Annotated in this window: 11 protein-coding genes; 9 read left to right on the forward strand and 2 right to left on the reverse strand. The window is 68.0% G+C overall.

The window, feature by feature from the left end:
- The 5 genes from prmA to ACFCQI_RS05115 all read left to right on the forward strand — a co-directional run bounded on the left by prmA (position 1) and on the right by ACFCQI_RS05115 (position 4,924).
- Positions 1-927 (forward strand): 50S ribosomal protein L11 methyltransferase, encoded by a 927-nt coding sequence (prmA, locus tag ACFCQI_RS05095; RefSeq protein ID WP_395120298.1) that lies wholly within the window; start codon positions 1-3, stop codon positions 925-927.
- Between the two features lie 70 nt (positions 928-997).
- Positions 998-1,840, forward strand: coding sequence for a zinc-ribbon and DUF3426 domain-containing protein (locus tag ACFCQI_RS05100; RefSeq protein WP_395120299.1), 843 nt, complete (start codon positions 998-1,000; stop codon positions 1,838-1,840).
- A 216-nt stretch (positions 1,841-2,056) separates the two neighbouring features.
- The gene (locus tag ACFCQI_RS05105) at positions 2,057-2,362 is read left to right on the forward strand and encodes a helix-turn-helix domain-containing protein (RefSeq protein WP_395120301.1); all 306 of its coding nucleotides are present in this window, start codon (positions 2,057-2,059) and stop codon (positions 2,360-2,362) included.
- Between the two features lie 97 nt (positions 2,363-2,459).
- Complete coding sequence (gene purH, locus ACFCQI_RS05110) at positions 2,460-4,070, forward strand: bifunctional phosphoribosylaminoimidazolecarboxamide formyltransferase/IMP cyclohydrolase (RefSeq protein WP_395120302.1); 1,611 nt, start codon at positions 2,460-2,462, stop codon at positions 4,068-4,070.
- A 143-nt stretch (positions 4,071-4,213) separates the two neighbouring features.
- Positions 4,214-4,924, forward strand: a complete 711-nt coding sequence (locus ACFCQI_RS05115) for a glutathione S-transferase (protein WP_395120303.1) — start codon at positions 4,214-4,216, stop codon at positions 4,922-4,924.
- Positions 4,925-4,946: 22 nt separating this feature from the next.
- Here ACFCQI_RS05115 and ACFCQI_RS05120 read toward each other — a convergent pair whose 3' ends face one another.
- Entirely contained in the window at positions 4,947-5,465 is a 519-nt protein-coding gene (locus ACFCQI_RS05120; protein ID WP_395120304.1) for a DUF2782 domain-containing protein, read from the reverse strand.
- 93 nt (positions 5,466-5,558) lie between these two features.
- Here ACFCQI_RS05120 and polA point away from each other — a divergent pair, with 93 nt between their 5' ends.
- The 4 genes from polA (at position 5,559) to ACFCQI_RS05140 (ending at position 13,294) form a co-directional block, all read left to right on the forward strand.
- Positions 5,559-8,294 (forward strand): DNA polymerase I, encoded by a 2,736-nt coding sequence (gene polA / locus ACFCQI_RS05125; RefSeq protein WP_395120305.1) that lies wholly within the window; start codon positions 5,559-5,561, stop codon positions 8,292-8,294.
- A gap of 294 nt (positions 8,295-8,588) precedes the next feature.
- On the forward strand, positions 8,589-8,807 hold the full coding sequence (locus ACFCQI_RS05130) for a hypothetical protein (RefSeq protein WP_395120306.1): 219 nt from the start codon (positions 8,589-8,591) through the stop codon (positions 8,805-8,807).
- Between the two features lie 73 nt (positions 8,808-8,880).
- Positions 8,881-11,136: a UvrD-helicase domain-containing protein gene (locus ACFCQI_RS05135; protein ID WP_395120307.1), complete on the forward strand. Its 2,256-nt coding sequence runs from the start codon at positions 8,881-8,883 to the stop codon at positions 11,134-11,136.
- Between the two features lie 136 nt (positions 11,137-11,272).
- Positions 11,273-13,294 carry a trypsin-like peptidase domain-containing protein gene (locus ACFCQI_RS05140; RefSeq protein ID WP_395120308.1) on the forward strand — a complete coding sequence of 674 codons (2,022 nt, stop codon included), beginning with the start codon at positions 11,273-11,275 and terminating at the stop codon, positions 13,292-13,294.
- Between the two features lie 24 nt (positions 13,295-13,318).
- On the opposite strand, the gene ACFCQI_RS05145 is transcribed toward ACFCQI_RS05140, so the two are convergent.
- Positions 13,319-14,338 carry an alpha/beta fold hydrolase gene (locus ACFCQI_RS05145; RefSeq protein ID WP_395120309.1) on the reverse strand — a complete coding sequence of 340 codons (1,020 nt, stop codon included), beginning with the start codon at positions 14,336-14,338 and terminating at the stop codon, positions 13,319-13,321.
- Between the last annotated feature and the right edge of the window lie 40 nt (positions 14,339-14,378).

A 14,378-nucleotide genomic window follows, 5' to 3' on the forward strand; every position in this document is an offset into this window, starting at 1 on the left:
ATGCCCTTCCTCGAACTCTCCCTGATCATCCGCACCGAACAGCAGCCGCGCGTGGAAGAGGCGCTGGAGGATCTGGGCGCGTTGTCGATCACCCTGCGCGATGCCGACGCCGAGACGCCGGACGAGCAGGCGATCTTCGAGCCGGGCGTGGGCGAGTTGCCGCTGTGGCCGACGATCACGCTGGATGCGCTGTTCGACGAGCACGCCGACCGGCGCGGCATTGCCGCGGCACTGGGCGACCTGTTGCCATGGCTGGAACCGGATCAGCTGAGCTTCCGCGACGTCGCCGACCAGGACTGGGAGCGCGCGTGGATGGACCAGTTCAAGCCGATGGCGTTCGGCCACCGGTTGTGGATCTATCCGTGGAACATCGAGCCGCCCGTCGATGACGGCAACATCGGCCGCTCCGAGGCCTCCACGCGCGTCGTCGTGCGGCTCGACCCGGGCCTCGCCTTCGGCAGCGGCACCCACCCGACCACCGCGCTGTGCCTGGAATGGCTGGACGGGCTCGACCTGCACGGCAGGACGATCACCGATTACGGCTGCGGCTCCGGCATCCTGGCCATCGCTGCGCTGAAGCTCGGCGCCGCTGCCGCAATCGGCATCGACAACGATCCGCAGGCACTCACGGCCTCGGCCGACAACGCCGCGCGCAACGGCGTGGCCGATCGCCTGACGCTGTTCCTGCCGGAAGATCACCCCGACGGCGCCACCGACGTGTTCGTCGCCAATATCCTCGCCGGGCCGCTCGATACGCTGGCGCCGACCTTCGCGGCCGCGGCAAAACCCGGCGCGCCATTCGCGATCTCCGGCATCCTCGCCGGCCAGCAGGACGAGTTGCTGGCGCGCTACGCGGAATGGTTCGAGGACTTGCGCGCAGACCTTCGCGACGACTGGGTGCGCATCAGCGGGCGTCGTCGCCGCTGACGCCGCCGCTGCATCCGCATGCTCCGGACAGCCTGTTAAGCTTGGGCGATACCGGTTGAAGCGGCGACGCATGTATACCCAATGCCCCGAATGCCTGTCCGTGTTTTCGCTGGATGCACAGACACTGGCGAAGGCTCACGGTCACGTGGTGTGCGGGCATTGCAACGCCAGCTTCGGCAGCCTGGCCACGCTCACCGAGCAATTGCCGCCCGAGCCATTCGTCGAACTGGCCGTCAACGAGCCCGCGCTGGAACCGCCGCTGCTGGACCTGGTGGTCTATCGGCCGCAACCCGAGCCGGTGGTGGTGGCGACCGAACAGCCGGCCAGCGCGCCGCCCGAGGATTTTTCGCAACTGGTGTTCACACCGCGCTTCGCCCGCCAGTCGCGCGGCCGCGCGGGAAAGCGCACGCGCGGGAAAGCCCATCGCCTGCGCGCCGCCTCGGGCGAGCGCAACTGGCCGTGGATACTTGCCTGCGGCGTGCTGACACTGCTGTTGCTCGCGCAACTGGGGTGGGCCAAGCGCGACGCCCTGATCCGCGATCCCACCGTGGGCGGCTGGTTGCGCAGCAGTTGTGCCGTGCTGCACTGCCGGCTGCCGCTGGTGGCCGCGCCGGCACGCCTGCGCCTGCTCGCCAGCAACGTGCAGGCGCACCCCAGCGTGCCGAACGCGCTGATGATCAGCGCCAGCGTGCGCAACGACGCCAGCTTCGCGCAACCCTATCCGGTGGTGACGGTGACGCTGTCCGACGCGCAAGGCCAGCGACTGGCCATGCGCCGGCTGCAGCCGACGGAGTACCTCGACGACCCTGCGACCTTGCGTCGCGGCCTGGCGCCCGGTGCCGTGGCGGTGTTGCTGCTGGAGGTCAAGGACCCCGGCGACCAGGCCGTCGCGTTCGAGTTCGGCTTCGAGTGAAGCGTGCCGCGCCCCATGGGCAACGACGCCTCGGCTGAACGGATCAGGGTCTCCCGCGCTTGTCGAGGGACTTAAAATCGACCGCGCACAAGGGTAGACTCAAGCGCTCGCACCGAGTGCCCGCCGGCACTCAATCCATGCTGCGAATGCACCAACCGACACCAGAGAACGCAGCGGCCCTCGCAGCCGCCGCACCGCATGCGAGGGAAAGTATCCGTGAATGCCGCCAGACTGCCTGCCGCCGAGGCTGCCGTATCGACCTCGTCGCAAGCTGCGCTTGCGCACGGCTCCGGCAGCGCACTGAGTGAGTGCGTCAGCCGCACGGTGCGACGCTATCTGGCCGACATCGGCGACACCGAATGTGCCGAGGGCCTGCACGCGCTGGTGCTGCACGAAGTCGAAGTGCCGCTGCTGCGCGAGGTGCTGGCCTTCCACGGCGGCAACCAGAGCCGCGCGGCCGTGGCGCTGGGCATCAATCGCGCCACGCTGCGCAAGAAGCTGGCGGCGCACGGGTTGCTTTGAGGCCGCTGACGCGGGATGGGGGATTGGCAACAGCCCAGATCACCGCCCGGCCCGCCACTGCAACCACGAATTTTCCATCCCTGATCCCGGAGCCATCATGTCCGTCCCTGCCGTCGTTCCCGTTCGCCGCGCGCTGCTCAGCGTTTCCGACAAGACGGGGTTGGTCGAGTTGGCGCGGCGGCTGGCGGCGAAGGGGGTGGAACTGCTTTCCACCGGCGGCTCGGCGCGCACGCTGCGCGAGGCGGGCATCGCGGTTACCGAGGTCAGCGACGTCACCGGCTTCCCCGAGATCATGGACGGCCGGGTGAAGACGCTGCACCCGAAGGTGCACGGCGCACTGCTCGGCCGGCGCGGCACCGACGACGCGGTGATGGCCGAACTCGGCATCGCGCCGATCGACCTGCTGGTGCTGAACCTCTACCCGTTCGAGGCCACGGTGGCGAAGCCCGACTGCACGCTGGAGCAGGCGATCGAGAACATCGACATCGGCGGTCCGGCCATGCTGCGCTCGGCGGCGAAGAACTGGAACGACGTGGCCGTGCTGACCTCGCCCGCGCAGTACGACGCGGCGCTGGAGGAGATCGAGGCTCAAGGCGGCCTGACTCGCGCGACGCGCTTCAAGCTGGCGGTGGCCGCGTTCAACGACGTGTCCAGCTATGACGGCGCGATCAGCGATTACCTGTCCGCGCTACAACTCAACGACGCCCAGGACGCCATCGCCGGCCACGACATGTTCCCCGGCCAGGTCAACGGCCGCTTCGTCAAACTGATGGACCTGCGCTACGGCGAGAACCCGCACCAGAGCGCCGCGTTCTACCGCGACCTGTATCCGGCGCCGGGCACGCTGGCCACCTTCCGCCAGCTGCAGGGCAAGGAGTTGTCGTTCAACAACATCGCCGACGCCGACGCCGCGTGGGAATGCGTGCGCAGCTTCGTCAAGCCGGCCTGCGTGATCGTCAAGCACGCCAACCCCTGCGGCGTGGCGGTGAGCCTGGACGGCATCGGCAAGGCGTATGACCTGGCCTTCCAGACCGATCCCACCTCGGCCTTCGGCGGCATCATCGCGTTCAACCGCGAAGTCGACGGCGCTACCGCGAAGGCGATCGTCGAGCGCCAGTTCGTCGAGGTGGTGCTGGCGCCGGCCTACGCGGATGACGCGCTGAAGGCATTCCACAAGAAAGGCAACGTGCGCGTGCTGGTAATCCCGCTGCCGACGCACGGCGAACTGCGTGATGCCCACCCCGGCATGCACTCCAAGCGCGTCGGTTCGGGCCTGCTGCTGCAGAGCGCCGACACCGGCATGATCACCGCGGCGGACCTGAAAGTGGTCACCCGCAAGGCGCCCACCGAAGCGCAGATCCACGACCTCATCTTCGCCTGGAAGGTGGCCAAGTTCGTCAAGTCCAACGCCATCGTCTATGCGAAGAATCGCCAGACCATCGGCGTCGGTGCCGGCCAGATGAGCCGCGTCTACAGTGCGAAGATCGCCGGCATCAAGGCCGCCGACGAGAAGCTCGAAGTGCGCGGCTCGGTGATGGCCAGCGACGCGTTCTTCCCGTTCCGCGACGGCATCGACGCGGCGGCCGAGGCGGGCATCGCCGCGGTGATCCAGCCCGGCGGCTCGATGCGCGACGGCGAAGTGATCGCCGCCGCCGACGAACACGACATCGCGATGGTGTTCACCGGCATGCGCCATTTCCGCCACTGAGCGCACGCCCCGCAGGAGCCCGCTCGCGGGCGATGCTTTTCCCGGGGATTCGCAAAGGCAAGAGCATCGCCCGCGAGCGGGCTCCTGCACGTCGCGTAGTAGTGTCACGCCGCGGCATCGGATATCCCGCTGCGGAGGCTGCCATGCGCTACGAACTGTATTACTGGAGCGGCATCCAGGGCCGCGGTGAATTCGTGCGGTTGGCGCTGGAGGATGCCGGCGCCGATTACGTCGACGTGGCGCGCGAGGAAGGCGACGATGCCATCGTGCGCTACCTCGACGGCGCGCACGAAGGCGCGTTGCCGTTCGCGCCGCCGTTTCTCAAGGCCGGTCGGCTGGTGATCGCGCAGACCGCGAACATCCTGCAGTACCTGGGCCCGCCACTGTCGCTGCTGCCGCAAGGCACCAGCGTGCGGCGCTACGCCCACCAGCTGCAATTGACCATCGCCGACCTCGTGGCCGAAGTGCACGACGCGCACCACCCCATCGCCAGCGGCCTTTACTACGAAGACCAGCGCGAGGAAGCCCGCCGCCGGGCCGGCGACCTGCGCACGCAGCGGCTGCCGAAGTTCCTCCACTACTTCGAGCAGGTGCTGGAGCGCGGCGGTGGCCGCCACGCGCTGCGCCGGCACTCCTGCGTCGACCTGTCGCTGTTCCAGCTGATGAGCGGCCTGAACTATGCGTTTCCCCGCACGATGCAACGCCTGCACGCCGGCCTGCCCTTGCTGCACGCGCTGCACGCCAACGTGACCCAGCGCCCGCGTATCGCGGCCTACCTGGCGTCCACGCGGCGCGTACCGTTCAATGAAAGCGGCATCTTCCGCCACTACCCGGAGCTGGACGACCCGGCCTGAGCGGCCGCGCCGTCATCGAGGTTCAGCGACTGCTGCTGGAAGCCGGCGCGCCGGTGTCGTCGGACGGCTCGGCCGGCGGGCGGCTCTTGCCCCATTCCAGCACCTTGTACAGCGCAGGCGTGGCGCGTCGCTGGCCGTGTTCGTCCACCAGCCGGCCCTGCGGGTCGACCATGTAGGTCTGCTGCAGGCCGTGCCTGGGCGTGACCACCACCATGTAGACGCGACCGTTGCGGCTGTATTCCTGCACCGTGTTTTCGCCCTGCTGACGGATCTGCACTTCGGGTTCGTCGGCGGGACGGCCCATGCGGCTGTCGCCGCTCTTCATCGCCGGCAGGGTGAGCGGACGCAGATCGGGTTTCGGCGCGCTCGCGGGCGGTGCCGCGGACGTGGCCGGCGGCGGGTTTGCCTGCACGCCGGGATCGTTCATGCCGGGCGGCGGCAAGGCCGGACCGGGGGCGGCCGTCTGGGCGTGCACTGCCGCGGCGAACAGCGCGGTCGACAGCAAGGTGGCGACAACAACCGGCACGGCAGGGATTTTCATGGTGGCAACCTCGATGGGGAGGGCAGCATAGCAGCGCACCCGCGGCGCTTCCGTGAAACGCGACATTTCGCCGTGCATGCGAGAATCGCGCCCATGCCCAAGCTCATCCTCATCGACGGTTCGTCCTATCTCTACCGCGCGTTCCACGCGCTGCCGCCGCTTTCCAACGCGCGCGGCGAGCCCACCGGTGCGCTGTTCGGCGTGGTCAACATGCTGCGTGCCACGCTGAAGGCAAAGCCCGATTACCTGGCCTTCGTCAGCGACGCGCCCGGGCCGACCTTCCGCGATGCGTTGTACGACCAGTACAAGGCGAACCGGCCGCCGATGCCGGACGACCTGCGCGCGCAGGTTGCGCCGATGCTGGCCATCGTCGCTGCGCTGGGCTTTCCGATCCTGCGCGTGGACGGCGTCGAGGCCGACGACGTGATCGGCACGCTGGCGGTGCAGGCGCGCGCACTCGGCATCGAGGTGGAAGTGTCCACCAGCGACAAGGACATGGCGCAGCTGGTCGGACCGCAGGTCACCCTGGTCAACACCATGACCGGCACGGTGATGGACGATGCCGGCGTGATGGCCAAGTTCGGCGTGCGGCCGGACCAGATCATCGACTTTCTCACGCTCACCGGCGACGCCATCGACAACATTCCCGGCGTGCCCAAGTGCGGGCCCAAGACCGCCGCCAAATGGCTGGCCGAGTTCGATTCGCTGGATGGCGTGATGGCCAATGCCGACAAGGTCGGCGGCAAGATCGGCGAGAGCCTGCGCGCCACGCTGCCGCAACTGCCGCTGTCGCGCGAACTGGTGACGATCAAGACCGACGTGGCACTGGAGTTCGGCCCCACCGACCTGGCGCAACGCGAGCCCGATGTCGAACAGTTGCGCGAGCTGTACACGCGCTACGAGTTCAAGGCGGCGTTGAAGGAGCTGGATGGAACGGCGGAGCCTGCAGGAGCGCACCCCGTGCGCGAAGCTCTTCCGGCGCGGGACGAAGGGCATCGCGCACAGGGTGCGCGCCTGCAAGGGCCGGGCGAATACGAACTGCTCATCACCCGGCCGGCCTTCGATGCGTGGCTGGAAAAGCTTCGCAGCGCCGAACTGATCGCCTTCGATACGGAAACCACCAGCATCGACGCGATGCGTGCGGACATCGTCGGCATCAGTTTCGCGGTGGAGCCGGGCAAGGCCTGCTACATCCCGCTCGGCCACGACTATCCGGGCGCGCCGCCGCAGCTCGATCGTGGCGAGGTGCTGCGCGCGCTCAAGCCGATCTTCGAGGATGCCGCGCGGCCCAAGCTCGGCCAGCACGCGAAGTACGACATCAACATCCTGTCGCATTACGGCATCACGGTGCAGGGCGTGAAGCATGATTCGATGCTTGAATCCTACGTGTGGAACGCCACCGCCACACGCCACGACATGGATTCGCTGGCGAAGAAATACCTCGGCTACGAGACCGTGAAATACGAGCAGGTCGCCGGCAAGGGGGCCAAGCAGATTTCCTTCTCGCAGGTGGACCTGGACACTGCCTGCCGCTACGCCGCCGAGGATGCCGACGTCACCCTGCGCCTGCACCATGCGCTATGGCCCAGGCTGCAGGGCGTGCCCTCGCTGCAACGCGTGTACGAGGAGATCGAGATTCCGCTGGTGCCGGTGCTGGCCGGGATGGAGCGCCGCGGCGTCCTGATCGACGGCGACGCGCTGCGCGCGCAGAGCCAGCAGCTGGGCAAGCGCATGCTGGAGCTGCAGCAGCAATCGCGCGCGCTGGCCGGGCGCGAGTTCAATCTCGATTCACCCAGGCAGCTGCAGGCGGTGCTGTTCGACGAGCTCGGCCTCGAAGCGAAACTGAAGACCCCCACCGGCCAGCCCTCGACCAACGAGGAGGCGCTGGAAGCGATCGCCGACAGTCACGAGCTGCCGCGGCTGATCCTGGACTACCGCGGCCTGGCCAAGCTGCGCAGCACCTACACCGACAAGCTGTCCGGCATCGTCAATCCGCGCACCGGGCGCGTGCACACCAGCTACCACCAGGGCTCGGTGGCGACGGGCCGGATCTCTTCCTCCGACCCGAACCTGCAGAACATCCCGGTGCGCACCGAGGAAGGCCGGCGCATCCGCCAGGCGTTCATCGCGCCGCCGGGATGGCGGGTGATGGCGGCGGACTACTCGCAGATCGAACTGCGCATCATGGCCCATCTGTCCGGTGACGAAGGTCTGCTGCGCGCGTTCCACTCCGGCGGCGACGTGCATCGTGCCACCGCGGCCGAAGTGTTCGGCGTGGCTCCGGAAGACATCACCACCAACCAGCGCCGCGCCGCCAAGGCGATCAACTTCGGCCTGATGTACGGCATGAGCGCATTCGGCCTGGCCCGCCAGCTCGGCGTGGACCGCGGCGAGGCCGGCGACTACATGGGCCGCTATTTCTCGCGCTACCCCGGCGTGCGCGCGTTCATGGACGCCACCCGCGAACAGGCGCATCGCGACGGCTACGTGGAAACCCTCTTCGGCCGCCGCCTGTACCTGGAGAACCTCACCGCGCGCAACGCCGGCCTGCGCCAGGGCGCCGAGCGCGCCGCGGTGAACGCGCCGATGCAGGGCACCGCGGCGGACATCATCAAGCGCGCGATGATCACCGTGGCGGCGTGGCTGGCCGAACGCGACGACGCCCACATGCTGATGCAGGTGCACGACGAACTGGTGTTCGAGGTGCGCGCCGACGCCGTCGAGGAGGTCCGCCGCGCGGTGTCGGAGCGGATGTCCGGCGCGGCGGAACTGTCCGTGCCGCTGCTGGTCGATGTCGGCGTGGGCGCCAACTGGGACGAGGCACACTGACGCCGGCCGGAGGTTAATTTTCCATGAGAATGAATCGCAGTTGAATTTCTGCGCGAGCCTTGCAACTTTCCCGGCGCGGCCGCATCTAATCCTTCGGATGCACGCAACGGCATCCGCGGCCAGCCCACCTCCCTGGGCGGCCACAGTCGCGAACCTCTCCCCTGGGTTTTCGCGTCTGCCCCGGCCCCGAAGGTTCCCCCTAACCTTCGGGGCCTTTTTTTGCCTCGCCGGCGTGTACATTCCGTGCACGAACGATTGCGGCATACTCGATCCACCATCATCACGGGGAATACCATGCGTGCAGGCTTGATCGTCATTGGCATCATTCTCGTCGCCGCGGGCATCTGGGTGGTCGCCGGACATGCCTTCTACCAGGACACCGACACGCTGGTGCAGGTCGGCTCGGCCAAGCTCACCGCCACGCACGACAAGGGCGTGCCGCAGTGGATCGGCATCGTCGGTATCGTCGTCGGCGGCCTGCTCGCCCTCGGCGGCTTCATGCAGAAGCGCTGAAGCGCATCGACCCGCCAACGAAAACCGCCGCGCTTCGCGGCGGTTTTCGTTGGCGGCCACTACAATGGGCGAGATGGATGTCTCGTACCTGATCGATCCGCTGAACGAAGCCCAGCGCGAAGCCGTCTGCGCCCCACCCGGGCACTACCTCGTGCTGGCCGGCGCCGGCTCCGGCAAGACCCGCGTGCTGACCCACCGCATCGGCTGGCTGATGCAGGCCGAAGGCGTGCCGCCGTGGGCAATCCTCGCCGTCACCTTCACCAACAAGGCCGCCGGCGAAATGCGCGCGCGGCTGGCCTCGCTGATCCCCGGTGGCACCCAGGGGCTGACCGTTGGCACCTTCCACGGCATCGCCCACCGCCTGTTGCGCCGGCACTGGCGCGAGGCGGGCCTCCCCGAGACGTTCCAGATCCTGGATTCCGACGACCAGCAGCGGCTGGTCAAGCGCGTGGTGGCCGGGCTGGGGCTGGACGAGGCGAAGTTCCCGCCGCGCCAGGCCTGCTGGCAGATCAACCAGTGGAAGGACGAGGGCAAGCGGCCGGACAGCATCGAGCATCGCGACCACCCGGTAACGCGCGCTTTCGTCAACATCTACACGGCCTATGAGGAAGCCTGTCGTCGCGCCGGCCTGGTGGACTTCGCCGAACTGCTGCTGCGCGCGCACGAGCTGTGGCTGAAAAATCCCGCCGTGCTGGAGCACTACCAGCAACGCTGGCGCCATCTGCTGATCGACGAGTTCCAGGACACCAATACCTTGCAGTACGCCTGGATTCGAGTGCTTTCCGGCAGCACCGGCAAGGTCTTCGCGGTTGGCGACGACGACCAGTCCATCTACGGCTGGCGCGGTGCCAAGGTCGAGAACATGCAGCAGTTCCTGCGCGATTTTCCCGGTGCGCGCACGATCAAGCTGGAACAGAACTACCGCTCCACCTCGACCATCCTGCAGGCGGCCAACCACATCATCCAGCGCAACGGCAGCCGCCTCGGCAAGCAGCTGTGGACGGCCGGCGAGGACGGCGAGCGCATCGCGCTGTATGCCGCCTACAACGAGCAGGACGAGGCGCGCTTCGTGGTCGAGCGCATCCGCGAGTACATCGACGAGCACGGCAGTGCGCAGGATTGCGCGATCCTCTATCGCTCCAACGCACAGTCGCGCAACTTCGAGGAGCAGCTCGTCCAGCGCCGCATCGGCTATCGCGTCTACGGCGGCCAGCGCTTCTTCGACCGCGCCGAAGTGAAGGACGCGCTGGCCTACCTGCGCCTCAGCGCCAACCGCCACGACGATGCCGCGTTCGAGCGCGCGGTGAACACCCCGCCGCGCGGCATCGGCGAGCGCACGCTCGACGTGCTGCGCCGGCGCGCGCGGCGCGACAACGTCTCGATGTGGGAAGCGGCGCTGATCGAACTGGGCAGCGGCAACGAGCTGGCCGGCCGCGCGAAGAATGCGGTGAAGGCATTCCTGGCCTTGATCGACCAGATGGCGCACGACTTTCAGGGTACGAGATCACCGGAAGGCGCCGCTCCGCCCGTACCCCCACCCCCGGCCCCTCTCCCGGAGGGAGAGGGGAGCCATTCCCTGCCCCTGGCCGAACAGATCGACCATGCCATCACCCACACCGGCCTGCGCGACTATTACGAGAAGGACAGCCGCGGCAACGCCGAGGCGCGGGTGGAGAACCTGGACGAGCTGATCAATGTGGCCAGCCGCTTCGAGCGCTCGGCGGAGGATATCGACGCGGGCCTGAGCGAGCTCAACGCGTTCCTCTCCAACGCCGCGCTGGAGGCCGGCGAAAGCCAGGGTGCCGAAGGCGAGGACTGCGTGCAGCTGATGACCCTGCATTCGGCCAAGGGGCTGGAGTTCCCGGTGGTGTTCCTGGTCGGCATGGAAGAAGGCCTGTTCCCCAGCCAGCGCTCGGTGAACGACGAGGGCCGGCTGGAGGAAGAGCGCCGGCTCGCCTACGTCGGCATCACCCGTGCGCGCCAGCGGCTGATCGTCAGCCACGCCGAGTCGCGCCGCATGCACGGTGCCGAGATGCTGACCCGCCCGTCGCGCTTCCTCGCCGAAATGCCGGCCGAACTAATCGACGAAGTGCGTCCGCGCGTGCACGTGACCCGGCCGCTGTACACCGGTCGCGCGCGCGAGACGTCGCCCTCCCTGGACGAGTCACTGCCGGTGAAACTCGGCCAGCGCGTGAGCCATCCCAGCTTCGGCGAAGGCGTGGTGCTCAGCGCCGAGGGCAGCGGCGCGCACACCCGCCTGCAGGTCAACTTCGAAGGGGTGGGCAGCAAGTGGCTGGTGGCGGCCTACGCCAATCTCACCGCGCTGTAACCGCGTACGGGGCAGGAGCTGCAAGGCAAGCCGCGCGATGCAATTGCTGCGGCGGCATGCCACTATCTGCAGCGGGGCCGCGTCCGCGAGCATTCACGGGGGATACTCGGATGGCCGCCCGCAGCCAGGGAAATCCATGTCCAGTTCGCAAGGCGTGAGCCGCCGGATCGGCGGCAAGGGAAGGAACTTCGCGCGGTGGGCGCTGTGCATCGGCATCGGTTGGGGCGGCTTCACCGGCAGCCACGCCGCGACGCTCGATCCGGCCATGCTGCCCCGCATCGAAGCGGCCACGTTCGAGGTCGTGCAGGCCAAGCCCGTCGACGATCCGCTGAGTTACGAGAAGCCGTTGCCGCTGGATCTGCTGCCGTTCCAGGAACGCACCGACAAGTACCACTCGATCGGCACGGCGTTCGCGATCGGCCCCAACCGCTATGTCACCGCCGGCCACGTGCTGCTGGCCGGCGCGGGCAGCCTGTGGGGCGCACCCGAATTGCGCGATTCGCAAGGCCATGTCTACGCCATCGACAAGATCGAGCGGTACTCGCTGCGCAAGGACTTCGTGGTGTTCTCGCTGGCCTCGCCGCCGTCGGTCAAGCCGCTGCCGGTGGACACCCGGCCGGCACTGAACCAGGTCGTGTATGCGGTGGGCAACGCGCTGGGCACCGGCATCGTGATCCGCGACGGCCTGTACACCTCCAACACGCCGGAACAGCAGGACGGCAGCTGGAACTGGATGCGCTTTTCCGCCGCCGCCTCACCGGGCAACAGCGGCGGCCCGCTGCTGGACAGGAACGGCAAGCTCATCGGCGTGGTGCTGGCGAAATCGGCGAACGAGAACCTCAACTACGCGCTGCCGATCAGCGAGGTGCTGAACGCCCCGGCGCACCAGGCGATCATCGACTCGCGCCTGGTCTATCAGCTGGACATCTTCCAGGCCGTCGAGAACGGCACGTTCAAGGCGCAGTTCGCGCTTCCGCTGGGCCTGGACGCGTTCTACCGCGCCTTCCTCGATCGCACGAACGCCAACGCCGACACAATGCTGAAAACCCTGCTCGCCAGGGAATCCGCCAACCTGTTTCCCGATGGCCCGGGCTCGCTGCGCCTGCTGCACCAGCGCACCAAGCTCAACGCGTTCCCGTCGTTGATCATGCGCGGTGCGGAAGGCGAATGGAGCCGCGTGGGCGAGGCTTCCAGTCATTACACGCTGAGCGGCAATGGCTACGTGGACGCCGGCGCGATCGGTCGCAACGGCCTGTTTCATCTGCGCCGCCCCGACGGTTTCGACGCGGAAACCTATTACCGCGATGCACGTGCGCGCATGGACCTACTGGCGCAGACCGGCATGTTCCGGCGCGCGGTGGCCGGCGAGAACATCAAGATCACCTCCTTCGGCAAGCCCGTCCAGGAATCGGTGCACGAGGATCGCTGGGGCCGGCCGTGGCATGTGTCGGTATGGGCGTTGCCATATGCCAACGCGCTGGGCGTGGTGTATTCGCTGCCGGTGCCTGACGGCAGCGTGATGCTGACCCGGATGACGTCGCCGGCAAGCCTGCACGACACCCGGCTGGACATGGACCAGCTCAGCGGCTTCATCCACGCGACCTACGAGGGCACGCTTGCGCAGTGGACCGGCTACCTGAAGAACGCGAAGCTGAAACCGGCCGTCTTCAAGGACATCCGCATCGACTTCGACTACGGCCACCGCTTCAGTTATGCGTCGCCGCGGGTGGCTTTCTCCTACGGCCCCGAGGTGCAGGAGATCACCCCCGACAACATGCTGTGGCTTGGCTTCCGCTTCTTTCTTTCCGACGGCAAGCCGGTGTGGGACGTGGGCATCGTCAATGTGTGGAAGGACTCCACCTCCGACAACCAGGAAAACGTCGACATCCAGCGCTACATGGCACCGCCACCGAACCTGGACAAGGACATGAGCAGCCGCTGGCAGCAACTGGTGCAGCGCCAGTTTCCGTTCAACGCGGTGGCGCGCCCCGAGAACGGCCTGATGAAGATCGACGCCGTGGCCACGCCAGCGCCGGGCGACGGCAAACCGTCGGTGCTGTACACCGCTTTCTACGGCGTCGCCGGCACTTCTTCGCAGGCCCGCATGAAACACCAGCTCGACCTGCTGATGAAGAACCTGCGCATCAAGGAACGCTGAGGCTGCCCGCGCGCGTCGCGCGGGTCAGCGCCTGGCCGGGGCCGGTTCGCGCAGCAGCTCCATGACCGCATCGGCCACCGCCTGCGGCTGATCCATCTCGATGTCGTGCGAGCTGTCGGCCACCTGGCGCAGCCTGCCGCGGGTCGAGCTGGCCGTGATGCGCTGCTGCGTCGCCTCGCGCGCGGCCTCCAGCGGCTTGCGCATGGCTTCCGGCGCATCCGCGTAGGTGCCCGAAGCCTGCAGCACCAGCAGCGGCATGTCGCCGTGCGATTCGCTTGCCGGCACCGGCGCGGCGAACACCGACGCGTTCTGCGCCAGCTCCGAGCGCAAGGTATGCCAGAACGCCGGACGCAGCTTGCGCGCACGGTCGGCGGCCGCCACCGCCGCGCTCTGCCACGGCAGCGGTCCGCCGACGCACTGCGCCAGCGCCGGCGGCGGCTGGCCCAGCACGCCCCGCTCGGCGCCCTGCTCGCAGCTGGCGATGAAGGCGTCGCGCTGCGTCGTCAGCGCGGCTTCGTCCTTCGTCCACGATGCCGGCAGGAAACGCGCCTGGTCCTGTGCCGGCGGATCGACCAGCACCATCCCGGCAACGTCGTCCGGATGCTCGCTGGCATAGCGGCGCACGATGTTGCTGCCCAGCGAATGACCCACCAGCAGCAGCGGTGTGTGCAGGCCGGCGGCGCGGATCAGCGCATGCAGGTCGGCGACGTCGGCGGCAAGATCGCGCGGCAACGGGCCCTCGTCGCTGAAGCCGTAGCCGGCGCGGTCATAGGCACACACGCGCGCATGCGTTTCCAGCAACGGCTGCACGCGGAACCAGCTCTGCGAATCGGCATGCGCCCCGGCCTCCAGCAATACGGTCACCGGCCCGCTGCCGCTGCAGCGCAGGTTGAGGCTGCGCCCGTGATCGATGGCGATGCGCTGGCCGGGCCTGGCGTAGCTGTCCGGCGTGGTCGCTGGCGCCGGCGGAGCCGCCGTCGCGGCGGCTGCAATGAACAGTCCGCTGCAGGCCAGGCCAAGAAGTCCCGCGTGTCGATGTTTCATGTGCTGATCCGGTTCGAGATCAGGCATGGGACCGGGGCGA

It is taken from the genome of Rhodanobacter sp. FW102-FHT14D06 (genome assembly GCF_043950705.1).
Classification (GTDB): domain Bacteria; phylum Pseudomonadota; class Gammaproteobacteria; order Xanthomonadales; family Rhodanobacteraceae; genus Rhodanobacter.